Origin of the sequence: Rhodoferax sp. OV413 (assembly GCF_900104385.1) — a bacterium.
Taxonomy (GTDB): Bacteria; Pseudomonadota; Gammaproteobacteria; order Burkholderiales; family Burkholderiaceae_C; genus Rhodoferax_B.
Genome location: NZ_FNJA01000001.1, coordinates 934,639 through 957,061, shown reverse-complemented (window position 1 = coordinate 957,061; position 22,423 = coordinate 934,639). Strand labels below are relative to the sequence as shown.

Annotated in this window: 22 protein-coding genes; 8 read left to right on the top strand and 14 right to left on the bottom strand. The window is 63.9% G+C overall.

Features of this window, described 5'->3' with window-relative positions:
* Positions 1 to 124 precede the first annotated feature (124 nt).
* The 8 genes from BLT66_RS04385 to BLT66_RS04350 all read right to left on the bottom strand — a co-directional run bounded on the left by BLT66_RS04385 (position 125) and on the right by BLT66_RS04350 (position 10,022).
* Positions 125 to 1,537 carry an FGGY family carbohydrate kinase gene (locus BLT66_RS04385; protein WP_092756067.1) on the bottom strand — a complete coding sequence of 471 codons (1,413 nt, stop codon included), beginning with the start codon at positions 1,535 to 1,537 and terminating at the stop codon, positions 125 to 127.
* A 5-nt stretch (positions 1,538 to 1,542) separates the two neighbouring features.
* On the bottom strand, positions 1,543 to 1,863 hold the full coding sequence (rhaM, locus tag BLT66_RS04380) for an L-rhamnose mutarotase (RefSeq protein WP_092756065.1): 321 nt from the start codon (positions 1,861 to 1,863) through the stop codon (positions 1,543 to 1,545).
* Positions 1,860 to 2,822: an ABC transporter permease gene (locus BLT66_RS04375; protein ID WP_092756063.1), complete on the bottom strand. Its 963-nt coding sequence runs from the start codon at positions 2,820 to 2,822 to the stop codon at positions 1,860 to 1,862. The genes rhaM and BLT66_RS04375 overlap by 4 nt, the downstream gene beginning before the upstream one ends.
* Complete coding sequence (locus tag BLT66_RS04370) at positions 2,819 to 3,817, bottom strand: ABC transporter permease (protein WP_092756061.1); 999 nt, start codon at positions 3,815 to 3,817, stop codon at positions 2,819 to 2,821. The genes BLT66_RS04375 and BLT66_RS04370 overlap by 4 nt, the downstream gene beginning before the upstream one ends.
* Entirely contained in the window at positions 3,814 to 5,379 is a 1,566-nt protein-coding gene (locus tag BLT66_RS04365) for a sugar ABC transporter ATP-binding protein (protein WP_092756059.1), read from the bottom strand. The genes BLT66_RS04370 and BLT66_RS04365 overlap by 4 nt, the downstream gene beginning before the upstream one ends.
* A 100-nt stretch (positions 5,380 to 5,479) precedes the next feature.
* Complete coding sequence (gene rhaS / locus BLT66_RS04360; RefSeq protein ID WP_092756057.1) at positions 5,480 to 6,472, bottom strand: rhamnose ABC transporter substrate-binding protein; 993 nt, start codon at positions 6,470 to 6,472, stop codon at positions 5,480 to 5,482.
* Positions 6,473 to 6,595: 123 nt separating this feature from the next.
* Positions 6,596 to 7,888 (bottom strand): L-rhamnose catabolism isomerase, encoded by a 1,293-nt coding sequence (gene rhaI, locus BLT66_RS04355; protein WP_092756055.1) that lies wholly within the window; start codon positions 7,886 to 7,888, stop codon positions 6,596 to 6,598.
* 31 nt (positions 7,889 to 7,919) lie between these two features.
* Positions 7,920 to 10,022, bottom strand: a complete 2,103-nt coding sequence (locus BLT66_RS04350; protein WP_092757013.1) for a bifunctional rhamnulose-1-phosphate aldolase/short-chain dehydrogenase — start codon at positions 10,020 to 10,022, stop codon at positions 7,920 to 7,922.
* 283 nt (positions 10,023 to 10,305) lie between these two features.
* Here BLT66_RS04350 and BLT66_RS04345 point away from each other — a divergent pair, with 283 nt between their 5' ends.
* The 4 genes from BLT66_RS04345 (at position 10,306) to BLT66_RS04330 (ending at position 13,553) form a co-directional block, all read left to right on the top strand.
* Positions 10,306 to 11,217 (top strand): LysR family transcriptional regulator, encoded by a 912-nt coding sequence (locus BLT66_RS04345; RefSeq protein ID WP_092756053.1) that lies wholly within the window; start codon positions 10,306 to 10,308, stop codon positions 11,215 to 11,217.
* 131 nt (positions 11,218 to 11,348) lie between these two features.
* Complete coding sequence (locus BLT66_RS04340; protein WP_092756051.1) at positions 11,349 to 12,146, top strand: CsgG/HfaB family protein; 798 nt, start codon at positions 11,349 to 11,351, stop codon at positions 12,144 to 12,146.
* A gap of 220 nt (positions 12,147 to 12,366) precedes the next feature.
* A complete protein-coding gene (yghU, locus tag BLT66_RS04335; protein WP_092756049.1) occupies positions 12,367 to 13,209 on the top strand; it encodes a glutathione-dependent disulfide-bond oxidoreductase in 843 nt (280 codons plus the stop codon).
* Positions 13,210 to 13,340: 131 nt separating this feature from the next.
* A complete protein-coding gene (locus BLT66_RS04330) occupies positions 13,341 to 13,553 on the top strand; it encodes an ATP-binding protein (RefSeq protein ID WP_092757012.1) in 213 nt (70 codons plus the stop codon).
* Between the two features lie 18 nt (positions 13,554 to 13,571).
* On the opposite strand, the gene BLT66_RS04325 is transcribed toward BLT66_RS04330, so the two are convergent.
* Together BLT66_RS04325 and BLT66_RS04320 are read right to left on the bottom strand one after the other, a co-directional pair.
* Positions 13,572 to 14,363 carry a substrate-binding periplasmic protein gene (locus BLT66_RS04325; RefSeq protein ID WP_092756047.1) on the bottom strand — a complete coding sequence of 264 codons (792 nt, stop codon included), beginning with the start codon at positions 14,361 to 14,363 and terminating at the stop codon, positions 13,572 to 13,574.
* Positions 14,364 to 14,394: 31 nt separating this feature from the next.
* Positions 14,395 to 15,150: a substrate-binding periplasmic protein gene (locus BLT66_RS04320; protein ID WP_092756045.1), complete on the bottom strand. Its 756-nt coding sequence runs from the start codon at positions 15,148 to 15,150 to the stop codon at positions 14,395 to 14,397.
* A 200-nt stretch (positions 15,151 to 15,350) separates the two neighbouring features.
* On the opposite strand from BLT66_RS04320, the gene BLT66_RS04315 reads away from it, so the two are divergent.
* From BLT66_RS04315 to BLT66_RS04305, 3 genes are all read left to right on the top strand, one after another.
* Entirely contained in the window at positions 15,351 to 16,895 is a 1,545-nt protein-coding gene (locus BLT66_RS04315) for a sensor histidine kinase (RefSeq protein ID WP_092756043.1), read from the top strand.
* A 120-nt stretch (positions 16,896 to 17,015) separates the two neighbouring features.
* Positions 17,016 to 17,576 (top strand): hypothetical protein, encoded by a 561-nt coding sequence (locus BLT66_RS04310; RefSeq protein WP_092756041.1) that lies wholly within the window; start codon positions 17,016 to 17,018, stop codon positions 17,574 to 17,576.
* The gene (locus BLT66_RS04305; RefSeq protein WP_092756039.1) at positions 17,573 to 18,013 is read left to right on the top strand and encodes an SRPBCC family protein; all 441 of its coding nucleotides are present in this window, start codon (positions 17,573 to 17,575) and stop codon (positions 18,011 to 18,013) included. The genes BLT66_RS04310 and BLT66_RS04305 overlap by 4 nt, the downstream gene beginning before the upstream one ends.
* 95 nt (positions 18,014 to 18,108) lie before the next feature.
* On the opposite strand, the gene BLT66_RS04300 is transcribed toward BLT66_RS04305, so the two are convergent.
* From BLT66_RS04300 to BLT66_RS04290, 3 genes are read right to left on the bottom strand one after another with little or no spacing between them, the layout of a single operon-like run.
* Entirely contained in the window at positions 18,109 to 19,002 is an 894-nt protein-coding gene (locus tag BLT66_RS04300; RefSeq protein WP_092756037.1) for an amino acid ABC transporter substrate-binding protein, read from the bottom strand.
* Positions 19,003 to 19,052: 50 nt separating this feature from the next.
* Positions 19,053 to 20,261, bottom strand: coding sequence for a pyridoxal phosphate-dependent aminotransferase (locus BLT66_RS04295; RefSeq protein ID WP_092756035.1), 1,209 nt, complete (start codon positions 20,259 to 20,261; stop codon positions 19,053 to 19,055).
* 23 nt (positions 20,262 to 20,284) lie between these two features.
* Entirely contained in the window at positions 20,285 to 20,950 is a 666-nt protein-coding gene (locus tag BLT66_RS04290; protein WP_092756033.1) for an RraA family protein, read from the bottom strand.
* Between the two features lie 156 nt (positions 20,951 to 21,106).
* On the opposite strand from BLT66_RS04290, the gene BLT66_RS04285 reads away from it, so the two are divergent.
* Positions 21,107 to 22,039 (top strand): LysR family transcriptional regulator, encoded by a 933-nt coding sequence (locus BLT66_RS04285; protein ID WP_218922554.1) that lies wholly within the window; start codon positions 21,107 to 21,109, stop codon positions 22,037 to 22,039.
* A 52-nt stretch (positions 22,040 to 22,091) separates the two neighbouring features.
* Here the strand turns inward: BLT66_RS04285 and BLT66_RS04280 are convergent, their stop codons facing one another.
* Positions 22,092 to 22,415: a plasmid stabilization protein gene (locus BLT66_RS04280; RefSeq protein WP_092756031.1), complete on the bottom strand. Its 324-nt coding sequence runs from the start codon at positions 22,413 to 22,415 to the stop codon at positions 22,092 to 22,094.
* Positions 22,416 to 22,423: the final 8 nt, after the last annotated feature.

Below are 22,423 nucleotides of genomic sequence, written 5' to 3'. Positions count from 1 at the left end.
CCGACATGATAGAGGTTTGCGTTGACAAGCCGGTTAAACGGGATGGTCAGGTTCTAAGGAAAATACGCTGCTAGCGCATATTCCACCGGCGCAAGTAGCTATTTATTCAATAGCAAAATGTGTTTCAAAATGTGTGAAGGTGTGCGCACCAGTCGGCGTGGTACGGCAGCAGATCGGGCAGATCCAGGCCCTGTACGGCTTGCAGCTGCTGGGCGGCCGAGGGCTGGGTCCAGCGGCTCAGTATCCAGGCGCCGCGCGCCGTGCCTTCCATCGCGTCCAGGCTGGCGCAGCAGTGGTGGCCGGGCAGCAGCGCCTGCAACAGGCCCAGGTACAGCGGGTTGCGGGCCAGCGGGCCTTCTATGACCACGGTGGACGCGGGGTTGCCGGGCCGTAGTTGGCCCACCAGCCAGGCGGTGACTTGGGCGCAGTAGAGCGCGGCCAGTGCCGAGCGTGCTGCCGGGGCCAGCGCTTGCAAGTCCACAGGCTGGCCGGCGCGCAGTACCTGGCCTGTGTGCTGCATGAACGGGCCGCCTTGGGGCGCAAAGCTGGGCAGGGCCAGGGTTTGGCTGTGCAGCAGTTCGGTCACATCTGCTGGCGTGCCCAGGTCGGCCGGTGCGCCGTCCAGCAGCGCCGCGAATTCGCGGCCGCCCATGAAGCGCGCGGTGGGCGTGGCCTGGCCGCGCACGTTGACGTTGCACAGCATGTCGCGTTCGGCGTCCAGTGTGGCGGTAGGCGCGTCGGGCGCCATCAGCACGGTCCAGGTGCCAGAGGACACGACGGTCAGGTCTTGGTCGCTGGCCAGGTAGCGCGCCAGACAGGCATTGCTGTCGTGCACGCCGACATGGATTTCGCAGGTCTTCGGCAAGCCCAGGGCTTCGGCCAGCTCGAGTCGTACCGGGCCCAGCACCTGCCAGGCGGGTGCCAGCGGCGCGAACAGCGCGGCCCAGCCCTGGGTTTGGGCCAGCTGCGAATAGCCGTGCGCGTCGGGCAGCCACAGCTGGGTATGGCAGCCTAGGGATGAAACCTCGCTGGCCGCCACGCCGCTGAGCCACCAGGCCCAGTACTGCGGATAGGGCAGCAGGGTGCGGCTGCGTGCCCAGGCCTCCGGGTGCGTGTGCTGCAGCCAGTACAGCTGGCGTGCGGCGTTCAGTCCCATGGGCAGGTCGGGCGACAAGGTGGCGTCGAAGCCATCGCGCTGTGCCTGGTAGGCCTGGTGCAGCGCGCTGGTCTGGCTGGCGTAGCCGTCGAATTCATAGTCCAGCGGCGGCCAGGCCAGGCCTTGGCCATCCAGCGCGACGAAGGCCGCGCCGTGGGTGCTGGTGATGGCACGGGCGCAGCGCCGGGTCAGGCGGGAGGCTGCGAGGGTGCTGCAGATCCAGTCGGTCAGGCCGCCAATATCGAGCGCGCTGTAGCCCAGCGGTGCGGTGACGGGCGCATTTTTGCGGCCGTGCTGCTCCAGCACTTCGCCGCTGTCGTCTACCAGCAGCAGCTTGGCGTGGCTTTTGCCGATGTCGATGACCAGGGTCAGATCCAGCATCGCGTTCAATCCAGGTGGAACAGGCAGGGCAGGGGCTCGGCCACCGGGCTGCCATCGGGGTGGGTACGCATCAAATCGCCCATATAGGCCCACCAGCGCTGCATCACCGGGTGCTGGGGCAGGTCGGCCATCGTGTGGCCGGGTGTGCGGCGCAACACGGCGAACAGCACGTGGTGTTCTTCATCGAGATAGATGCTGTAGTCGCTGATGCCGGCTGCTTTCAGCAGGTCCACCAGCTCGCCCCAGATTTCGTCATGGCGTTTTTTGTACTCCGCTACGCAGCCGGGATGCAGGAACATGCGGAAGGCGAATTTTTCGCTGCTCATGCCAGCACCCTCCGGCGCTTGAACAATTTGGGCAGCACCATGGACACGATCAGCAGCGCGCCGATCACCATGGACATCACGATGCCGGTGACGTTCGCCATGCCCATGGCAAAGGTGAACAGGCCCAGCAGCAGTACCGCCAGCATGGTGCCCACAATGCTGCCGCGCCCGCCCTGGATGGCTACCCCGCCCAGTATCACCATGGTGATGGCGTCCAGCTCCCAGCCCATGGCGATGTTCGGCCGCGTGCTGCCGATGCGCCCGGTCAGCATGATGGCGGCCAGCGCGGCCATCAGGCCGGCGAACACAAACAGCGCCATGCGGTAGCGGTCGGCCTCGATGCCCGAGAAGCGCGCGGCCACAGGGTTCGCGCCAATCGCGTACAGCTTGCGGCCCAGCACCGTGCGGTGCAGCATTACGCCGACCAGCACCGCGCCGAGCAGCAGAATGGCGAATTCGATAGGGATGATCAGCCAGCGCACGCCGACCACCTCGCCCAGATAGCTGTTGCCCAGTGTTGAGAACACCTCGGGGTAGCCAGATATTGCCTGGTCGCCCAGCGCCACCATGGCCAGGCCGCGGTACAGCGACAAGGTGCCGATGGTCACTACGATGGACGGCAGCTTATAGCGGGTGACCAGCACGCCGTTCACCGCGCCGGCGATACCGCCGGTGGCAAACGCCGCCAGGGTCATGACCAGTGGGCCGGCACCGGCCTTCATCGCATAGCCCATGGCCAGCGAACTCAGGGCCAGGATGGCGGCAATCGACAAATCGATCTCGCCGGTGATGATGAGCAAGGCCAGTGCCAGCGCCAAGATGCCTTTTTCGCTGAAGTTGAAAGTGCTGTCGGCCAGGGCGTCGGCGGAGATGAAGCCCGGTTGTGTGTAGCCGAATACCACCAGCAGCAAGACCAGCAGGCCTAGCAGCACGCGCTCCCATGTGTTCCAGGCTTTCATGCCGCGGCCCCTTTCAATGTGCTTGTTGTGCTCTCCAGAATCTGGCGGCCGGCGCGGCGCTCGGAACGCGCATTCACCGTGACGGAGATCAAAATCACTGCGCCGGCAATCGCCTGCTGCCAGAACGGCGACACCTGGATCACGGGCAGCGCGCCGTTGACTACGCCGATGAACAGTACGCCCAGCGCCGCGCCGAGTACCGTGCCCACGCCGCCACCGATGCTGACGCCGCCAATCACGCAGGCCGCCACCACGGTCAGCTCATAGCCCGCGGCGAGTTCGGTATAGGCAATCGAATAGCGCCCGACCCACAGCAGCCCGGCCAGTCCGGCCAGCATGCCGGACAAGGTGTAGACCATCATCAACCGTTTGCGTGCCGAGATGCCGACGTAGGCTGCGGCGTGCGGGTTGCCGCCCAGGGCGTAGATCTCGCGGCCTTCGCGGCGCAGCTTCAAAAAGACGGCTGCAGCCACCAGCACCGCGATGGCAAACCATACCAACGCCGGCAGTCCCAGCCAAACCTCGCGCGGCAAGCCCTTGATGACGGGGTGGATGTCCTGGTCCGACACCCAGGCGCCCTTGCTGGCGACAAAGATCGCGCCGCGGTAGGCCGACATGGTGCCCAGCGTCACCACAATCGGTGGCAGATCAAAGCGGGTCACCAGCCAGCCGTTGACGGCACCTAGCAGTGCGCCTACGGCCAGCGCCACCAGTAGCAGCACTGGCACCGAAGCACCCGGCCAGGCCTTGCCGATTAGCGCGCAGACCATGCCGGTCAGCGCCAGATTCGAGGCCACCGACAGATCGATGCCGCGGGTCAGCAGCACCAGCATCTGCCCCATCACCAAGATGGCCAGAATGGCCGAGTCGTTGGCAATGTCCATGCCGTTGCGCCAGGTCAGGAACACCGGGGCGCGCGCGCCCACGGCCAGGGCGATGGCGACGATGATGGCCAAGAGCAGCCATTCGCGTCGGATAGAAGTCCAGTGTTTCATGCTGCTAGTTTCTCCAGGACCACGGCCCGTACGTTGGGGGCCGGTATGGGGTTATGGGGTGGGGCGGCGGGCGCAGTGCCCAGACCCGAGGCGGCGGACACGATCTGCTCGGCCGGCACGCTGCCGCGTTCAAATTCGGCCACCTGCACGCCGCGGCGCATCACGATGGTGCGGTGCGCGAGGTGCATGACTTCGGGCAATTCGCTCGACACCAGAATCACTGCCAGGCCTTGCTCGACCATCTCGGCAATCAGCTGGTAGACCGCCTGCTTGGCGCCTACGTCGATGCCCTTGGTGGGCTCGTCCAGGATCACGATGCGCGGGTCCAGCCCCAGCCATTTGGCGATCACCACCTTTTGCTGGTTGCCGCCCGACAGGCCGGACAGCAGGGTGTCGGGCGAATGGGTTTTAATGCGCAGGCGTTCGATCATGCGCTGGCACAGTGTCGACTCGCGTAGCTTGGACAGCCAGATGCCGCGCGAAAAGCGGCTCAGGCCGGCCAGGCTGATGTTGTGTTCTACCGAGAAGTCCAGAATGCCGCCTTGGCGCTGGCGCTCTTCCGGCACATAGGCGATGCCAGCCGCAATTGCGTCGCCGGGGCGGCGGGCGTTGAGCTTCTGGCCGTTCACCACAAAGTTGCCGTGGGCGGCGGGGTTCAGGCCCATGATGGCCAGCATGGCCTCGCTGCGGCCCGAGCCCACCAGGCCGTAAAAGCCGAGGATTTCGCCGCGGCGCAGTTCAAAGCCGATGTTGTGGAACTCGGTGGGGTGGGACAGGGCTTGCACCGTCATCACCACCTCGCCGGGTTGCGAGTTGATCTGCGGGTAGATCTGGTCGATGGCGCGGCCGGCCATCAGCTTGATCAGTTCCTGTTCGCTGGCGTCGGCAATCGCGCCGCTGCCCACGGTGGTGCCGTCGCGCAGCACCACATAGCGGTCGGCCACGGCAAAAATCTCGTCGAACTTGTGGGTGATGAAGATCACGCCCACGCCCTGCGCCCGCAGCTTGCGCACGATGCCGTAGAAGTCGCGGATCTCGGCCTGCGACAAGGCCGCGGTGGGCTCGTCCAGGATCACCACTGAGGCTTTTTGCGACAAGGCCCGGGCAATCTCCACCAGGTGCCGCTCGGCCAGGCTCAGGTCTTTGACCAGCGTGGTGGCGTTGAAGCGGGCGCCGATTTGCCCCAGCACCAACTGGGCCTGGGTGTTCATCTCCGCCCAGTGGATGAACGGGCCGCGCATCAGGTGCCGCCCGACGTAAATGTTCTCGGCCACGCTGAGTTCGTCGAACATCACCGTTTCCTGGTGCACCGCCAAGATGCCCGCGGCCTGCGAGGCCTGGGCGTTGGCAAAGGTGTGGGCCTCGCCGTTCAGCGTGATCGTGCCTTCGTCCACTGGCACCACACCGGTGAGCAGCTTGACCAGCGTGGACTTGCCCGCACCGTTCTCGCCGACCAGGGCCAGCACTTCTCCGGCCCGCAGTTCCAGGTCCACCCCGCGCAACGCGTAGGTAGCGCCATAGCGTTTGTGGATACCTTGCAGGCTCAGTAAGACATCGGTCATTTAAAAATCCAGCTTCGCATAAAAAAGGGGCACCTACCCTGACAGAGATGCCCCACAAACTCTTTGGCTGGCACCTACAGATGCCAGCGGGCCTGCCGCTTTAGAAGAACTTTGCAAACTTCTCTACGTTGGTGGCGTCGTAGGTGAAGGGCTCGGACATCGCGGCTTCGCCGTTCGCATCCAGGGTCACCGTGCCGACACGGCCCAGAGACACCTTGTCGCCCGCCTTGCCGGTGACCTTACCCGAGATGAACTGGCTGGCCGCGTAGATGGACGAGTAGCCCAGGTCAATCGGGTTCCAGATGGCGAAGGACTTGACCGCGCCGCTCTTCACATGGCCAGCCATTTCCGACGGCAGGCCCAGGCCCGTCACGAAGATGGTGCCGACCTTCTTTTCGTCCTGCACGGCCTTGGCGGCGGCTGCCACACCCACGGTGGTGGGGGCGATGATGGCCTTCAGATTGGGGTAGCTCTTGAACAGGCCTTGGGCTTCGCGGTAGCTCTTGTCGGTCTGGTCGTCACCATAGACCACGCTGACCAGCTTCAGGCCCTTGTAGGCGGGCTGGGCCAGCACTTTCTTGGCTTCGTCGATCCAGATGTTCTGGTTGGTGGCCTGAGCGGTAGCCGACAGCACGGCCACTTCGCCGGTGGCACCAATCGCGTCAGCCGTCATCTTCACCAGCTTCTCGCCGATCAGCGGGTTGCTGGAGGGGTTCAGGTGCATCAGGCGGCCGTCCTTGCGTACGCCGGAGTCAAACGAAATGACTTTGATGCCGCGGTCCATGGCGCGCTTCAGCACCGGGGCCAGGGCGTCGGGGTCGTTGGCCGAGATGACGATGGCCGAGACCTTCTGCGCGATCAGCGAGTTGACGATTTCGATCTGGCCTTCGGCCGTCGCCTTGGCCGGGCCGGTGTAGATGATTTCCACATTCTTCAGCTCTTTGGCCGCTTCCTGCGCACCCTGGTTGGCGGCGTCAAAGAAGCCGTTGCCCAGACTCTTCACCACCAAGGCGATCTTGTCTGCGGCAAAAGCCGGGCTGGCCAAAGCTGCGCCCAGCGCCACGGTGATCAGGGTTGCGAGTTGTTTCTTCATGTTGTCTCCTGGATGTCGTTGTTGGTATGGAAATGTGACCCGAGGGTCGGTCTCGCTACTGGCGGCATGTGAGTACGCTGCCGCCAGTGTCGATGGGTGCGCCGTTGCCTTCAGCAAATGCGCTTAAACAATGCCGCTGCTAGGTCCTGCGGCGGGCCGCACGGCGGCTACGCCAGCGCGGTAGCCACTGGCACGGTAGGTGGCTACCGGGTCAACCGCGCCGCCTGCTTCGATGCGGATCTTTTGCAGCAGTGGCGTCACGTCGGTGTGGAACGCAGTCTTCAAGGTCTGCGCCGCCATCAGCACGTCGTTGCTGTCCTGGTAGCCGGTGAGGGCTACGCGGTCGACCAGCAAGGCCTGGGCGTAGCAGCGCTGCACGGTGACGGCGCTGGTCATCAGGCTCTCGATCGGATCGGTCACGTTGTGCGACTGGTCCAGCATGTAAGCGGGGTTGAAGTTGGGCGCCTTGCTTTGTGCGGCATCGACCAGTTCGTTGAACACCAGGAACAGCTGGAACGGGTTGATGCTGCCGCTGTCCAGATCGTCGTCGCCGTACTTGCTGTCGTTGAAGTGGAAGCCGGCCAGCTTTTGCGCATGCACCAGGCGGGCCACGATCATCTCGATATTGGTGTTCGGTGCGTGGTGGCCCAGATCGACCAGGCAACGGGCTTTGTCGCCCAGCGCTTGGGCAGCTAGCAGGCTGGAGCCCCAATCCTGGATCACGGTGGCGTAGAAGGCCGGTTCGAACATCTTGTGTTCTAGGAACATGTTCCAGTCGGCCGGCAGGGCCGCGTAGATCTGGCGGTTGCTGTCCAGGTAGCGGTCGAACTGGCGGCGGAAATGGCTTTGGCCGGGGAAGTTGGAGCCGTCGCCGATCCATACCGTCAGCGCCTTGCTGCCGATCTGTTTGCCGATCTCTATGCATTCCAGGTTGTGCGCCACGGCCTGGGCGCGCACGCCGGCGTCGGCATGGGTCAGGCTGCCGAATTTGTACGACAGCGGCTGGTCTTTCTGGTCGGAGAAGGTGTTGGAGTTCACCGCGTCAAAACCCAGGCCGAAGGACTCGGCATGCTGGCGCAGCTCTTTGTAGTCGCTGACCTTGTCCCAGGGGAAGTGCGGCGACACCGTGGGTGTGCAGCGCACCAGTTGCTGGATCACGCCGCAGTCCTGCAGCTTGTCGAACACATTGCGGGGCTCGCCCTTGCCGGGGAAGCGGGCGAAGCGGGTGCCGCCGGTGCCCACGCCCCAGCTGGGTACGGCCACGGCAAACTTCGCTACCTCGGCCTTCAGCGTGTCGATGTTGACACCGCGGCGGGCCAGCTGCTCGCCCAGATGTTTGTAGTCAGAATCGACTCTGGCGCTGGCGCTATGTGCGTGGTCAGCTATTAATTCAGGAGCAATTTTTGTCGTGGTCATGTTTGTCTCTTGTATTTGTTGAACCGTCGAATTAACGCGGGAAGGCTGCGAGATTACCCGCATCCACGTTGATGATGTTGCCGGTCGATTTGGCGGCCAGATCGCTGGCCAGGAAGTAGGTGGCTTCGGCAATGTCTTCTGGGAAGACGCTGCGCTTCAGCATCGAGCGGTCGCGGTAGAAGGCTTCCAGTTCTTCTTCGCTGATTTTGTTGGCGGCGGCGCGTTCCTGGCTCCAGGCACCCGTCCAGATCTTGCTGCCGCGGATCACCGCGTCGGGATTCACGACGTTGGAACGGATGCCCAGCGGTGCGCCTTCCAAGGCAAAGCTGCGCGACAGCTGGATCTCGGCCGCCTTGGCCGCGCAGTAGGCGCTGGCCTGGGCGCTGGCCACCATGCCGTTCTTGCTGGCGATATAGACCATGGCGCCGCCAATCGCCTGGGCCTTCATCAGGCGGAAGGCTTCGCGGCCCACCAGGAAGTAGCCGGTGGCCAGAATGTTCTGATTCCGCATCCACAGCGCCAGGCTGGTGTCTTCGATCGGTGCGGCCGAGGCGATGCCGGCGTTGGACACCAGGATGTCGACGCCGCCGAATTCCAGCGTGGCCTGCACATAGGCGTTGATCACCGAGTCCTCAGAAGTTACGTCGCACACCATGCTGCGCACCACGTCCTTGCCGAAGCGTTTGGCCAGCTCGGCGCGGGTGGATTCCAGCGCTTCCACATCGATGTCCAGCAGCGCCACGCAGCCGCCTTCATTCAAAAAGCGTTCCACAATCGCCCGGCCAATCCCGCCGGCGCCGCCGGTCACCACGGCCACCTTGCCGACCAAGGGCTTGGCCTTGGGCATGCGTTGCAGCTTGGCTTCTTCGAGCAGCCAGTATTCAATGTCAAAGGCTTCCTGCTCGGGCAGGCCCACATAGGTGTCGATGGCGTTGGCGTCGCGCATCACGTTGATGGCGTTCACATAGAACTCGCCGGCGATGCGCGCCGTGGCCTTGTCCTTGGCAATCGACACCATGCCGATGCCGGGTAGCAGGATGATCACCGGATTCGCGTCGCGCAGGGCTGGGCTGTCGGCGCGCTTGCAGCGCTCGTAGTAGGCGGCGTAGTCCGCGCGGTAGGCGACCAGCTTTTCTTCCAGCGCGGCGGCCAGGGCTGCGCCTTCGAGTTGGTAGACAGATGCTTCCAGGATCAGCGGGCGGATCTTGGTGCGCAGGAAGTGGTCCGGGCAGGACGTGCCCATCGCCGCCAGCGGCGCCAGGTCGCGGCTGTTGACGAATTCCATCACTGTGGGCTGGCGGTCCACATGCAGCAGCTTGTGGCCGCTCTTGGATGTCAGGCCGCGCAGCACGGGCAGCACACGGGCGAGGGTGGCGTCTTGCTCAGCGATGGGTAGAGACTCTTGTGCCACGCCGCCAAAGCTCACCGCTTTGCGGGCAACGCGTTCGCGACCCAGCCAGTTTTGCGCATGGGCGATCACGCCCACGGTATTTTCATAGCAGCTCTTGGCCGTGTCGCCCCAGGTGAACAGGCCGTGGCCGGCCAGCACCAGGCCGCGCTGGGTAGGGTGGGCCGCTTGGTAGCGTTGCAGCATCAGGCCGAGCTCGAAGCCGGGCTTGCGCCAGGGCAGCCAGCCCACCGTGCCTTCAAAAATCTTGGCCGTCAGCGCTTCGCTGTTGGCCATGGCGGCGATGGCAATCACCGCGTCGGGGTGCATGTGGTCTACATGGGCGAACGGCAGGTAGGCGTGCAGGGGTGTGTCGATGCTGGCGGCGCGCGGGTTCAGGTTGAAGGTGCAGTGCGGCAGGTAGCCGACCATCTCGTCTTCAAATTCCGGGCCGCGATAGAGTTTTTGCAGAGCGTTCAGCTTGTCCATGTACAGGGTGCTGAAGCCGTCGAGCTTCATCGAACCCACGTCGCCGCCCGAGCCCTTGACCCACAGCACGGTGGTGTCCTGGCCGCTCAGCGGGTCTTTTTGCACCAGCTTGGCCGACGTGTTGCCGCCGCCGTAGTTGGTGATGCGCAGGTCGGAACCCAGCAGGTTGGAGCGGTACAGCAGCAGGCCGGACGCATCCAGCGTGGCGGCGTGGGCGTCGTTCCAGGTGGGGAAGGGGGCGATGGTGGTGTTGGACATGGGCAGGCAGTTGGTGGGCAGGAGGGCAGAAGAGGGCAAAGGGGTTGCGATGGGCTGAAGTCTAGGTAGCGCCATGCATATAGACAACACATAGGTTTTTATGTTTTGGCAAAGTTTTGCTTATACTTTTGGCCTGCCAGGGCATGGGTTTGCTAGGGGGCGCTATAGGGTTCCAAATGCTGCGCTGCAGCTTAGGGAAACTCCCCGGATGGCCTCTGCTGGCGAGCTTGTTTTGCCATCCTTTAATGGCCTGTTTTCCGGGTCAAACCCTGTACTGCCTGCTATGAAAAACGCCACCCTGCGCCAGCTGCGGATTTTTGAGGCCGTGGCCACCAGCCTCAGCTACTCGCGCGCCGCCGAACAACTGCATTTGACCCAGCCCGCCGTGTCCATGCAGATCAGCCAGCTGCAGGAGGATGTGGGCCAGCCCCTGTTCGTCAAGACCGGCAAGCGCCTGGTGCTGAGCCCGCCCGGCGAAGCCCTGCTGCGCCATACCCGCCGCATCCTCGACCAGGTACGCATCGCAGACGAGGCCATGGCCGCCAGCCGCAGCGGCGAAGGTGGCTTGCTGCACCTGGGCGTGGTGCCCACGGCGCATTACTTTGCGCCGGCGCTGCTCATGGCTTTCAAGGCGCGGCACCCGGGCATCCGTTTCAAGCTGACGGTGGAGCGGCGCGAGAAGATTCTGGCCATGCTGCAGGACCACCAGCTGGACGTAGCCATCGGCGGCTACCCGCCCAGCGAGGCCGATGTGGAGGCCGAAACCTTCGCCCGCAATCCGCACTGCATCGTCGCTCCGCCGAACCACCCGCTGGCGGCCAAACGCAAGCTGACCTGGGCCGATCTGCGCACCGAAGACTTCATCTTCCGCGAGCCCGGCTCGGCCACCCGGCAGTTTCTGGAGCACCTGCTGCAATCCCAGTCGCTGCAGGTGAATGTGTCGATGGAGCTGTCCGGCAACGAGACCATCAAGCAGGCCGTGATGGTCGGCATGGGCATCAGCTTTCTGTCGGCCCACGTGTTCCAGGTCGAGCTGGCCGCCGGCATGCTGGCGGTGCTGGATTTGCAGGACATGCCGAAGATGTTGGACTGGTGTTTGCTGCACCGCAGGGATGCCGTGCCGTCGGATCTGGGGGCCGCGTTTCGGGACTTCGTGCTGGCGGATGGGGCGGGGTTTGCGGCTTGCAGAATTTAGGTGGCTCTGTATCCCTGACCCGCAATAGACGCAATTTGTAACAAACGATTGTTCTGCGCAGGGGGCTGTAGCGCTTTTAGTGCCATAGGCTGCATGTACCATGCGTGCCGATCTTTACTCCGTCCCTGCTTATGAACCGCTCTGCTCCCGCGCTTATCGCCGCCACGGTGGCCATGGTTTTGCTTGCCGCTTGCAAGCCTTCGGGTATTGAAACCGGCAATGCCGGGGGCTTGGCGACAGGTGCAGCCGGGCAAAAGCAGTCCACGGCTGAAACACGCAAGATTGAAAAGTGCGATGCGCCGCTGGCCACACTGGGCGTGATCGAAAACCCCAACGGCTATACCTACACCAGCAGTGCGGGTGGGCTGCCCAACTCCCCCGTGCCTTTGGTGCGGCTGATGCTGCAGCAAAGCGGCTGCTTTCGCGTGGTGGACCGCAATTTGGGCCTCAAAGGCACCCGGCAAGAGTTGGACTTGCAGGAGTCGGGGCTGACCCGCAAAGACAGCACCGTGAACCCGCGTGGCCATGTGCTGGAAGCCCAATACGTGCTGACGCCCACCCTGGTGTTTTCAGAGCAGAACGCCGGCGGCGGGCTGGAAGGCATCCTGGCGCGCATTCCCTACATAGGGCAGTTCGCGGGCCTGGCGGAGAAGGTGAAGTTTAAGGAGGCCCAGGTAGTGCTGACCTTGACCGACACGCAAACCACAGAGCAATTGGTGAGCGCCGAGGGTTCGGCGCGTGCCACTGACTTGGGGACTGCGGGCCTCATGATCGGCGCTGCGGGTGGTGGCGGTGTGGCCGGTTGGACCAACACCAACGAAGGCAAAGTGATTTCGGCAGCGTTCCTGGATTCGGTCAACAAAATGATCCCCCACGTGCGGGAGTTGGTTGCCAAGTCCATGCCCGACCGCGTGGCGACAAAGAAATAATCCGCCGCAGCTAGCTGTATTGATGGCCATCCTGTCCGTCAGGACGGGGCAGGCCGCACCGTTTGCGCTACGCGAAGGACCCTGGCTTGAAGTGCTTTGGCGTAAGCGGTCGCGCATAACACTTTCCACCAAAACCCTAAAGCCCACGGGTCATCGCACTGCAGCTACTCTGCCATCCATTCAGTTTGTGACCCACACCCCACTCCAAGGAAACCACCGCATGACCGACACCAATTCCTACACGCCACCCAAAGTCTGGACCTGGGACAAGGAAAACGGTGGCGAGTTTGCCAGCATCAACCGGCCGATCTCCGGCCCCACGCATGACAAGGTGCTGCCGGTCGGCAAGCATCCGCTGCAGCTGTATTCGCTAGCCACGCCGAATGGCATCAAGGTCACGGTGATGCTGGAAGAACTGCTGGCCCTGGGCCACGCCGGTGCCGAATACGACGCCTGGCTGATCCGCATCAACACCGGCGACCAGTTCGGCAGCGGCTTTGTGGAGGTCAACCCCAACTCCAAGATTCCTGCGCTGATGGACCGCAGTGGCGCCGAGCCGGTGCGGGTGTTCGAGTCGGGCGCCATCCTGCAGTACCTGGCGGAGAAGTTCGGCGCGTTTCTGCCCGCCAGCGGCGCGGCGCGGGCAGAGTGCCTGTCGTGGCTGTTCTGGCAGATGGGCAGCGCGCCGTTTCTGGGTGGCGGCTTTGGCCATTTCTACGCCTACGCGCCGGCCAAGCTCGAGTACCCGATCAACCGCTATGCGATGGAGGTCAAGCGGCAGCTGGACGTGCTGGACCACCGTCTGGCCGACCACACCTATCTGGCCGGTGAGGACTACACCATCGCCGACATCGCCGTGTGGCCCTGGTATGGAGGCCTGGTGTTGGGCCAGCTGTACGGCGCGGCCGAGTTTCTGAGCGTGCACGAATACACCCACGTGCTGCGCTGGGCCCAGCAGATCGCGGCACGCCCCGCAGTGCAGCGTGGCCGCAAGGTCAACCGCGCCTGGGGCGAGCCGGCCGACCAACTGCACGAGCGCCATGCCGCCAGCGATTTGGAGTGAGGGCAGTTGCCGGAATTTAAAGAAAATCGGTCGCTAGCGCAGGCAGTACCAGCGCTAGCAGCTATCAAATAAGTAGCTTAACGACTTGCCTGGTGCCGCCGGCGCACCTGCTCCCCTATGATCGCGGTTCCATGACGACCCCGCGCCCTGTGCCCAAACCGGACATCGATACCACGCGCTGCACCGGCTGCGGTTGGTGCGTGCCGACCTGCCATTTGCATCTGCTGTCCCTGGAAGCCCAGGGCTGGAAGAAGTTCTCGGTGGTCAGCGACCTGGATGCCTGCACCGGTTGCAAGAAGTGCGCGGTGCGCTGCCCTTTCGATGCCATCACCATGCGCAGTTAAGCGTTAGCTGCCGCGCCCTTATTTCTCAACCACCTGCGGATGGGCCTTCCAGTTCGCAAAGCTGAGCTTGATCAGCTCGTCAATGACACCGGCCTTCTTCAGCTGGGCGAGCTTGGCGTCGATGGCTTCCAGCTTGTCAGCACAACGGCCTTTCTGGGTGAGCACCAGGTAGTTGGGCGCGTCCACCAGATACGGGGACATGGGCGCAAAGCGCTGCTCGTCGCCGCGCTTCAGCAGGTAGGCCATGCCCGTGTAGTAGCCGGTGATGAAGTAGTCGATGCGCCCCAGCGCCAGCTTGTTGAAATTGCTTTCCGGGTTGTCTGCCGATTCGATCTTGAGCTCGGTTTTCAGGAACTGGTCGAAATCGTCGCCAAACATATTGCCGCGGGTGATGCCGCCTTTTTTGCCCACCAGATCGGCCCGTCCCTGGAAGGGAAAAGGGCGCTCACGGGCCTGGAATACCGCTACCGGATTGGACAGGGCTGGCAATTGCGGGTACAGCAAAAACTGCTCGCGCTCGGGTGTTTTCTTCAGGGTGGCTATCATGTCCACCTCGCCACGTTCGGCGAGTTTGACGACGCGGGCGAAGGGGCCGACATAGCGCACTTCATACGGTATCTTCAATTCGCCCAGCACCCGCTTGGCGATCTCGATGCTGGCGCCTTGCAGCTGGGTGCCGTCGTACCAATGCATGGGCGGGTAGGCGGGATCGGCCGTGACGACGAGCTTGCTGCAATCGGCTTGCGCAGGGGCGGCGCACAGCAACGCACACAGGCCCAGCCCGTACAGCCGTGGCAACAGGCTGTTCATTGCAAGGGCCTCCGCCGTGTCGCTCGGGGCGTCAAGGGGTGCCCCCGTAACTGCGGTAGATGCGGTCCAGCGTGCCGTCTTTTTTGAGCTTCGCCAGTGCGACTTCCAGCCGGGGCAATACCTCGGGGGCCACCTGTTTGCCGACCCACAGGTAGCTGGGCGTTTGCCCCATGGTGGCCGGCAGCAGATACAGCTTGTCTTCCAGGCCTTCGGCCTTGATGTAGTAGACGGCAGTGAGTTCGTTGGTATAGAAGTAGCGCACCCGCTTCCTGACGATATTTTGCAAGGCGACGGAACTGCTGGTCTCGTCCACCTTGACCTGGTAGCCTCGCAGTTTTTCGGTGTAGCTGGCGCCGGCCTGGGTGGCCACCAAGCCGCCGGTGCGGGCCAGATCTTCAAAGCCGGTGATGTTTTGGTCATCGCCGCGCAAGCCAACCAGGCGTTCACGCACCATGTAAATGGGTGTGGACACCCGCTGGGCAATCTCGTTGCGGATGGGCGAGTCGAGCAGCGCACAAATGATGTCCAGATGGCCTGCGCGAATGTCTTTTTCGATCCGCCGGATGGGCATGGACATGGGGGCGATGGCAAAGCGCAGGTCTTTGTCGGCCAGCTCTATCGCATGCAGGATGTCGGGGCAGTGCCCTGCCACCACCCCGTTGGACTGGCTGAACTTGGGCGCCGAGCCCTCCTGGGCGGCGGTGCGCAAAACCCAGGGAGCGCACTCAGCCCCGAGACTGGTAGCCAGAAGCGCAACGGAGAGAAGATGGTTCCAGTAGGTGCTCATGCCGCCATCCAGGTAGAACTGCGCATCGGGAAGAAGAAGCTTTTCATTGAACGCGTGGGCGGGTGTTTTTGCAAGGCGGGATTAACCAGTAGTCTAGATTGACCCCAGGGGTGCGCTGCCTGACAATTTGCCGATGCGCGTGAACCCTCCACAGACGAATATCCAAACCACTGCTACCAGCGCCAAAGGCTTTTGCTGACATGCGGCCGGCAGTATCGCCCGTGGTCAATGCCACACCTACCAGCAGTCTTCGGCACGATCTGTTTTCCGTCCTGATGCTGGCCCTGGTGATTCCGGGTGCTTTGGCGATTCTGATCTTGTTGACCCTCAATTGGCAGAAGACCATCGAGGTGGATGCGCGGGCCAAGGCCGAGCAGTTTGCCGACCTGTTGCAAGCGGGCCTGGTATTGCCGCTGTGGAATGTGGCCCTGGATACCGCACGGCCTTTGATGCAGGCCGTGGTCGCCGATCCCTCTGTGGCCTGGGTCGAGGTGCGCGACGCGACCGGCGAAATGGTGCTGGAGTTCCACCGGCCAGAGGATGTGCTCAGCAGCACCATCCGGGTCAGCCGGCAGATTGTCAAAGAGGGCACACCGCTGGGCGAGGTCAGTCTCGCCTACGCCACTGACTCGGCCCAGAGCGATGCGCTCCGTTCGTCGTGGTTGCTGGCGGCCGTGGTGGGCTGTCAGTTTGTGGTGTCCTTGTTGCTGATGAGCATGTGGTTGAATCAGCGGGTCCACAAGCCGCTGAACCTGCTGCGTTCCAGTGCGGCGTCGATTTCTACCGGCGACCTTAAAACCGCGGTACCAGCGCTGCGCCACGACGAGTTCGGTGTGTTGGGGCAACAGCTGGACTGCATGCGGATTGCCCTTGCGCAATCGGTGGATGTGCTGGAAGAGCGGGTCACGGCGCGCACCACCGAACTACGCCTGGCCAATACCCATCTGGAGCAGGCTTTGCAGAATCTGCGGCAGGCCCAGGACCGCTTGATCCAGTCCGAGAAGCTGGTGGCATTGGGCTCGCTGGTGGCCGGCGTGGCCCATGAGCTGAACACCCCTATCGGCAACGGCTTGCTGGTCATCAGCACGGTGCTGGGCCAAACCCACGAGTTTCGCGCCAGCATGGGCCAGGGCTTGACCAAAACCCAGCTCAACGGGTACCTGGACCAGGTGGAGCAGGGTGCCGAGATTACCGCCAGCAGCCTGAACCGGGCGGCGAATCTGATCCAGGACTTCAAGCAGTTCGCGGTGGACCAGACCAGTCTGCGCCGCAGGCGTTTCGATTTGAAGCAGGTGGTCCGGGAAACCCTGGCCTCGGTGTCGGTGGTCCGCAAATACGCGATGGCCAAGCTGCACATGGATGTGCCGGACGGCATTGAGATGAAAAGCTATCCAGGCGCCATCGGGCAGATCGTGAGCAACCTGTTCGAGAACGCGGTGGTCCATGCGTTCTCCGAGCAGCATGCCGGCACGGTACGCATCAGCGCGCTGCTGGACGGCGAGCACGTGGTATTGACCGTGTCGGACGACGGCGCCGGTATTGCGCCCGAAAACCTGTCGCGGATTTTTGACCCGTTCTACACCACCCGCATGGGCTCCGGCGGGTCGGGCCTGGGGCTGAGCATTGTGTTCAGCCTGTTGTCTGGACTGCTAGGCGGCACCGTTGATGTGGAGTCCAGCCTCGGGCAGGGCACCGTCTTCCGGCTGAGGATGCCCCGGGTGGCTGCGCAGCGCGACGAGGCGTAAGGCTTAGAAGCTGTTCGCCGCACCAGGCGACCTCTGTATGCCATCGCACAGACCTGTCCCAGCTTGCGGCGCAAGCTGGACCGGCTCTCTATGCAACCCGGCCAACCAGAGGATCCGCACATGGACCACCGCAAGCACTATGTTTCTGGCTTTTTTGCCACCCGCGAAGCGGCCCTGGAGGTGCGTAACGCATTGGCGGCGCATGGCCTGCCCCCGGACCAACTGCAGCTGTTCGCCACCGATGCGCCCGCCTCGGCGCCCGTGCCCAAGGGCGACAGCAATGCCGTGCTGAAGGCGGTGTTTGTAGACGGCACGATTGGCACGGTGGTGGGCACCGGCATCGGGGCGCTGGCCGAGGTGGCGCTGGTGGCCGCGAACGTGAGCTTGTTTGTCGCCAGCCCCTTGCTTGCCCCCTTGGTGATGATGGGCTGGGGGGCGAGCGTAGGCGCCTTGGTGGGAGCCACCGTGGGCGCTACCGCCAAGGAGAAAGCCGCACCCGCGGGCGAAGAGGGCTGGTTGTCGGCCTTGGTGACCGATGCCATCGCCACCGGGCAAGTGGTGTTGGTGGCCACGACCCATACGGACGCGCAAACCGCGACCGCGCGGCAGCTGATCGAGGCATCCGTCGGCGACTGCAAGGACGTGCTTGCCACGGCAAGCACGGCAAGGAGCACAGCATGAATGAAACCACGGCCCAGGTCGAGAAGACCATCCCCGCCTCGGACCATAAAGTCTGGGCCGCACTGACCACGCCGGTGACTCTCAAAAAATTCTTCTTTGGCGCCGATGTGGAGTCCGACTGGGAGGTCGGCCATCCGATCCTGATGAAGGGTGAATTCAAGGGCAAGAAGTACGCGGACAAGGGCAGCATCATCGCGGTCGAGCCCCGGCGGCGGCTGAGCTTCTCGCACTGGAGCGCCATGTCCGGCAAGGCGGACGCGCCGGAAAACTACCACGTGCTCAGCTTCCAGCTGAGTCCGCAGGGCCGGCATACGCAGGTCACCCTCACGCAGTCCAACCTGATCGGCGGCGCCACCGCGGCCGACATCCAGCACCGGGTCGAATATGAAAAGAACTGGACCAGCGTGCTGGACGGCCTGGCCAAGCTCTTCGCCTGACCCCGTGGGCTCCGGCTGCTGGAATTTATAAGAAAAGTGCCTCTAGCGCAGGTGCCTCCTGCGCCAGAAACTATGAACTCTGTAGCATTAACCCGTTATACGCCCTTGTTGTTCGGGTTCTTGTACAGCTCGCGCACCGCGTCCGACAGCGGGAAGTTCAGGTTGATGTTGTTCGGCGGAATCGGCTTGGTAAACCACTTGGCGTAGATCTGCTCGATGGCGCCAGACTTCATCAGCTCGGTCACAGTTTTGTCGACCAGCTCCTTGAAATCCGGGTCGTCCTTGCGGTACATGATGCCGTAGGGCTCCTGGCGCAGCGACTCCTTGGACAGGATCTTGTAGTCGCTGGGTTTGGGCGAAGTGGCGATCAGCCCGGCCAGCTGCACGTCGTCCAGGATGTAAGCCTGGGTGCGGTCCGAGGCCAGCAGCAAAAACGCGTCCGCCGTGTCCTTGCCCGATAGCTCTTGCACATCCACGTTTTCGCTCTTGCGGTAGCTGCGCAGCAGCTGGATGGCGGTGCTACCCGATACCGTGGCGACGGTCTTGCCGCTGAGGTCGGCAATGGTGTTGATGCCCGACTTGGTCTTCACCGCGGCGGTGATATTGGTCACGAAGTGGCTGGGCGCAAAGCCCACCTGCTGCTGGCGCTGCACGGTATTGGTGGTGGTGGCGCAGTCCAGGTCCACCGTGCCATTGGTCAGCAAGGGGATGCGGTTGGTCGAGGTCAGCGTGGTGTAGCGCACCTCCAGGCTGGCCAGGCCCAGCTTGGCTTTGACGGCGTCGACGATCTTCAGGCAGATGTCGTTGGTGTAGCCGGTGGGTTCGCCGCTGCCTGTGGGCTGGTAGGAGAACGGCACCTGGCTGTCGCGGCTGCCGATCTTGATGACCCCGGTTTGCTTGATTTTGCTGAGGGTGTCGCTCTGCGCCAGTGCGGCAGAGCACAGGAACACGGCGCCGAGGCCGAGGATGCGGGAGAGTCGAATAGGCATGGCGGACTTTCTGGGGTGGGGTGATTTTGCGGGGTGGGGAAAGGGTGTGCTCATGGCCGCAGGCTCTGCACGGCTTGGCGGATGGCCTGGCAGCCGGCTTCGATCTGCTCGATGGAGGTGGCAAACGACAGGCGCAGATAGCCGGGCATGCCGTAGGAGCTGCCGTCCACGCTGGCCACGCCGGCCTGGTTCAGCAGGAACAGCATCACGTCCAGGTCGGTGGCCAAGCGCGTGCCGTCGGACGTGCGCTGGCCCAGCAAACCGGCCACGCTGGGGAACACGTAGAACGCGCCTTCGGGTGTGGCGCAGCGGATGCCCGGTAGGGTGTTCAGCAGCTCCACCATGCGGTCGCGGCGCGCCTCGAACAGTGCGCGGGCCTCGGCCACGCAGGCCTTCGGGCCGTTCAGCGCGACCACGGCCGCGGCTTGGCCCATGGCGCTGGCGCAGGTGGTGGTTTGGGAGGCCAGCAGGCTGAGCGCCTTGACCAGCGGCGCCGGCCCGGCGGCATAGCCGATGCGCCAGCCGGTCATCGCATAGGCTTTGGACAGGCCGTTGATGGTCAGCGTGCGCTCGGCCAAATCGGGCGCCACGTTCAGCGGCGACAGGTGCTGCGCATCACCGTAGACAAAGTGCTCGTAGATCTCGTCGGTCATCAGCCAGACCTGCGGGTGGTCACGCAGCACCGCGCAGATCGCCTCCAATTCGGCGCGTGCATAGACCGCGCCGCTGGGGTTGTTGGGCGTGTTCAGCACCAGCCAGCGGGTGCGCGGCGTGATGGCGGCCTGCAGCACCTCGGGGGTGAGCTTGAAGCCGCTGGCCTCGGTACTGTGGGCGACCACCGGCGTGCCGCCGTTCAGCAGCACCATGTCCGGGTAGGAGACCCAGAACGGTGCGGGGATGATCACCTCGTCGCCGGGGTTCAGCGTGGCGCTGAAGGCGTTGAAGATCAGGCTCTTGGCGCCCACGCCGACGATGATCTGCTCGGGCTGGAACGCCAGGTTGTTCTCGCGCTGGAACTTGGCCGCGATGGCGGCGCGCAGGGCTGGCGTGCCGGCCGAGCCGGTGTAACGGGTATGGCCGTCGGCCAGGGCCTGGATGCCGGCCTGCACGATGTGCGCAGGCGTGGCGAAGTCGGGCTCGCCCAGAGTGAAGTCGACGATGGTTTGGCCGGCGGCGCGCAGCGCATCCACGCGGGCCTTGGCGGCAATGCTGGGCGAGGGCTTGACCTGGCCCAGGCGGGAGGAAAGCAGGGTGTTCATGGAGAGTTCTTGGTGTGGAAGATTCAGAGGCCGTGGGCCGACAGCACCTTGCGCAGCCACTGTTGCTCAATGCGGCCGTTGGCGATTTCGGCCTTGATGGCGTTCTCGTTGCTTTCAGTGCTGCGGATCGCGGCCAGCAGGCGCTGCGCGTCGGCCTCTGGAAAGCTCACCACGCCGTCCTCGTCGCCGACCACCAGGTCGCCGGGCTGCACCACCTGGCCGCCCACGGTGACCGCGCAGTTGATCGCGCCCGGGCCCAGCTTGTACGGGCCGCGGTGGCTGACGCTGCGGGCGTAGCAGGGGAAGTCGGCCTCGTAGAAAGCCGCGGTGTCGCGGATCGCCGCGTCCAGCACAAAACCCGCGCAGCCGCGCTGCTGTGCGTAGAGCATGATGAGTTCGCCGACCAGCGCATTGGTCGGGTCGCCTGCGCCATCGACCACCAGCACGTGGCCGGGCTGCAGGTCTTGCAGTGCCTTGTAGACCAGCAGGTTGTCGCCGGGACGGGCCTTGACGGTGAAGGCCGTGCCGACCAGCTTGCGGCCGCGGTGGAAGCGGCGCAAGCCGGTGATGCCGGACAGGCGTTGCAGGTTGTCGCTGATGTGCGGCGTGACCACTTGCTGGAAGGCTTGCAGCAGCGCGCTGCTGGCCACGGGCGGGGCGGGATTGATCTCGAAAACGGGGTGGGCCACGGTGGATTTCCTGTGTCAAAAACAGCGCCAGGTGCTGCATTGCCGTGGATTGTGGAAGTCGGAATGAATTTCTAAAAGCGATTAAATTTCATCCGTTAACATCGTATAAAACGATGAATGAACCGATGGATAAAAGCCCATGGCAGGAGCGCGCAGATGATCACCTTCAAGCAACTGGAAGCCCTGTACTGGATCGCCCAGCTGGGCGGCTTCTCGCAGGCGGCGAACAAGCTGCACACCACGCAGTCGGCGGTATCCAAGCGGGTGCACGACCTGGAGGCGCTGTTCGAAACCGAGTTGTTCGACCGTGCCCAGCGCAGCGCGCGCCTGACCGAAAAGGGCGAAGAGATGTTCGTGCTGGCCAAGAAGCTGCTGGCGCAGCGCGACGCGGCCATCGAGCAGTTCAGCCGGCCCGAGGTGATGGAGCGGCGCCTGCGCATAGGCATCACCGAGCTGACCGCCATGACCTGGCTGCCGCGGCTGATCGCGCTGATCCAGCAGCACTACCCCAAGGTGACCATCGAGCCCACGGTGGACAGCAGCCCACAGCTGCGCGACAAGGTGCTGGCCGACGAGCTGGACCTGGTGTTCGTGCCCGATGCGTTTGCCGACACCCGCATCGCCAGCACCAAGGTCGGCCAGGTCGAGCACGCCTGGATGTGCAAGCCCGGCCTGCTGCCCGGCAGCCAGCCGGGCCAGCGCATGCGGCTGCACGAGATCGCCCAGTACCGCATGCTGGTGCAGGGCACGCAGTCGGGCACGGGCCGGGTGTATGACGCGTGGATGAAGCAGCAGGGCGCGGACCCCGGCGAGGTGATCGTGGTCAGCAATCTGCTGGCCATGCTGGGCCTGGTGATCTCCGGCCTGGGCGTCAGCTACCTGCCGCACCGCTGCCTGGCGCCGCTGGTGGCCGCCGGCATGCTGACCGTGATAGACGTGGCGCCGGCCCTGCCGCCCATGTCCTATGTGGCCATGCACAAGGGCGAGCACCGCAGCGCGCTGGTGGCGTCCATCGTGATGCTGGCGCAGGACTGCTGCGACTTTTCGGCCATGTTCCAGGGGCTGGACCAGACCTTTGCCAAGGGGTGATTTATTAGAAACAGGCCGCTAGCGCAGGTAGTGCCTGCGCCAGAAGCTATGTTTAATGTAGCAAAGCCTGTTCCAGCTGGGCTTTGTTCATCTTCGACCGGCCCTTCAGGCCGCGCTGGCGCGCTTCGTTGCGCAGCTGCAGCAGGGTGCGGCCGCCCGCGCCCTTGTGGGATCGCAGGCCGCCGCGCCGGCTGGCTGGCATGTCGTTGAGCGAGGACGGGCTGGCCTCCTTGGATTCGCCGTGCTGCGCGCGTTCCTTGTTGACCACGCGGGCGGCGATTTCTTCGGCCAGCGGTTCGGGCTTGCCGCGTTCCAGCAGGCTGTCTTTGATGTGCGCGTACTGGCGTTCGCGCTTGGCGCTCCAGGCTTTGGGCATGTCAACTC

Coding starts and splice junctions, on each gene's coding strand:
- BLT66_RS04385 (WP_092756067.1), bottom strand. CDS start 1,537: ATGCTGGATCTGACCCTGGTCATCGACATCGGCAAAAGCCACGCCAAG.
- rhaM (WP_092756065.1), bottom strand. CDS start 1,863: ATGAGCAGCGAAAAATTCGCCTTCCGCATGTTCCTGCATCCCGGCTGC.
- BLT66_RS04375 (WP_092756063.1), bottom strand. CDS start 2,822: ATGAAAGCCTGGAACACATGGGAGCGCGTGCTGCTAGGCCTGCTGGTC.
- BLT66_RS04370 (WP_092756061.1), bottom strand. CDS start 3,817: ATGAAACACTGGACTTCTATCCGACGCGAATGGCTGCTCTTGGCCATC.
- BLT66_RS04365 (WP_092756059.1), bottom strand. CDS start 5,379: ATGACCGATGTCTTACTGAGCCTGCAAGGTATCCACAAACGCTATGGC.
- rhaS (WP_092756057.1), bottom strand. CDS start 6,472: ATGAAGAAACAACTCGCAACCCTGATCACCGTGGCGCTGGGCGCAGCT.
- rhaI (WP_092756055.1), bottom strand. CDS start 7,888: ATGACCACGACAAAAATTGCTCCTGAATTAATAGCTGACCACGCACAT.
- BLT66_RS04350 (WP_092757013.1), bottom strand. CDS start 10,022: ATGTCCAACACCACCATCGCCCCCTTCCCCACCTGGAACGACGCCCAC.
- BLT66_RS04345 (WP_092756053.1), top strand. CDS start 10,306: ATGAAAAACGCCACCCTGCGCCAGCTGCGGATTTTTGAGGCCGTGGCC.
- BLT66_RS04340 (WP_092756051.1), top strand. CDS start 11,349: ATGAACCGCTCTGCTCCCGCGCTTATCGCCGCCACGGTGGCCATGGTT.
- yghU (WP_092756049.1), top strand. CDS start 12,367: ATGACCGACACCAATTCCTACACGCCACCCAAAGTCTGGACCTGGGAC.
- BLT66_RS04330 (WP_092757012.1), top strand. CDS start 13,341: ATGACGACCCCGCGCCCTGTGCCCAAACCGGACATCGATACCACGCGC.
- BLT66_RS04325 (WP_092756047.1), bottom strand. CDS start 14,363: ATGAACAGCCTGTTGCCACGGCTGTACGGGCTGGGCCTGTGTGCGTTG.
- BLT66_RS04320 (WP_092756045.1), bottom strand. CDS start 15,150: ATGAGCACCTACTGGAACCATCTTCTCTCCGTTGCGCTTCTGGCTACC.
- BLT66_RS04315 (WP_092756043.1), top strand. CDS start 15,351: ATGCGGCCGGCAGTATCGCCCGTGGTCAATGCCACACCTACCAGCAGT.
- BLT66_RS04310 (WP_092756041.1), top strand. CDS start 17,016: ATGGACCACCGCAAGCACTATGTTTCTGGCTTTTTTGCCACCCGCGAA.
- BLT66_RS04305 (WP_092756039.1), top strand. CDS start 17,573: ATGAATGAAACCACGGCCCAGGTCGAGAAGACCATCCCCGCCTCGGAC.
- BLT66_RS04300 (WP_092756037.1), bottom strand. CDS start 19,002: ATGCCTATTCGACTCTCCCGCATCCTCGGCCTCGGCGCCGTGTTCCTG.
- BLT66_RS04295 (WP_092756035.1), bottom strand. CDS start 20,261: ATGAACACCCTGCTTTCCTCCCGCCTGGGCCAGGTCAAGCCCTCGCCC.
- BLT66_RS04285 (WP_218922554.1), top strand. CDS start 21,107: ATGATCACCTTCAAGCAACTGGAAGCCCTGTACTGGATCGCCCAGCTG.
- BLT66_RS04280 (WP_092756031.1), bottom strand. CDS start 22,415: ATGCCCAAAGCCTGGAGCGCCAAGCGCGAACGCCAGTACGCGCACATC.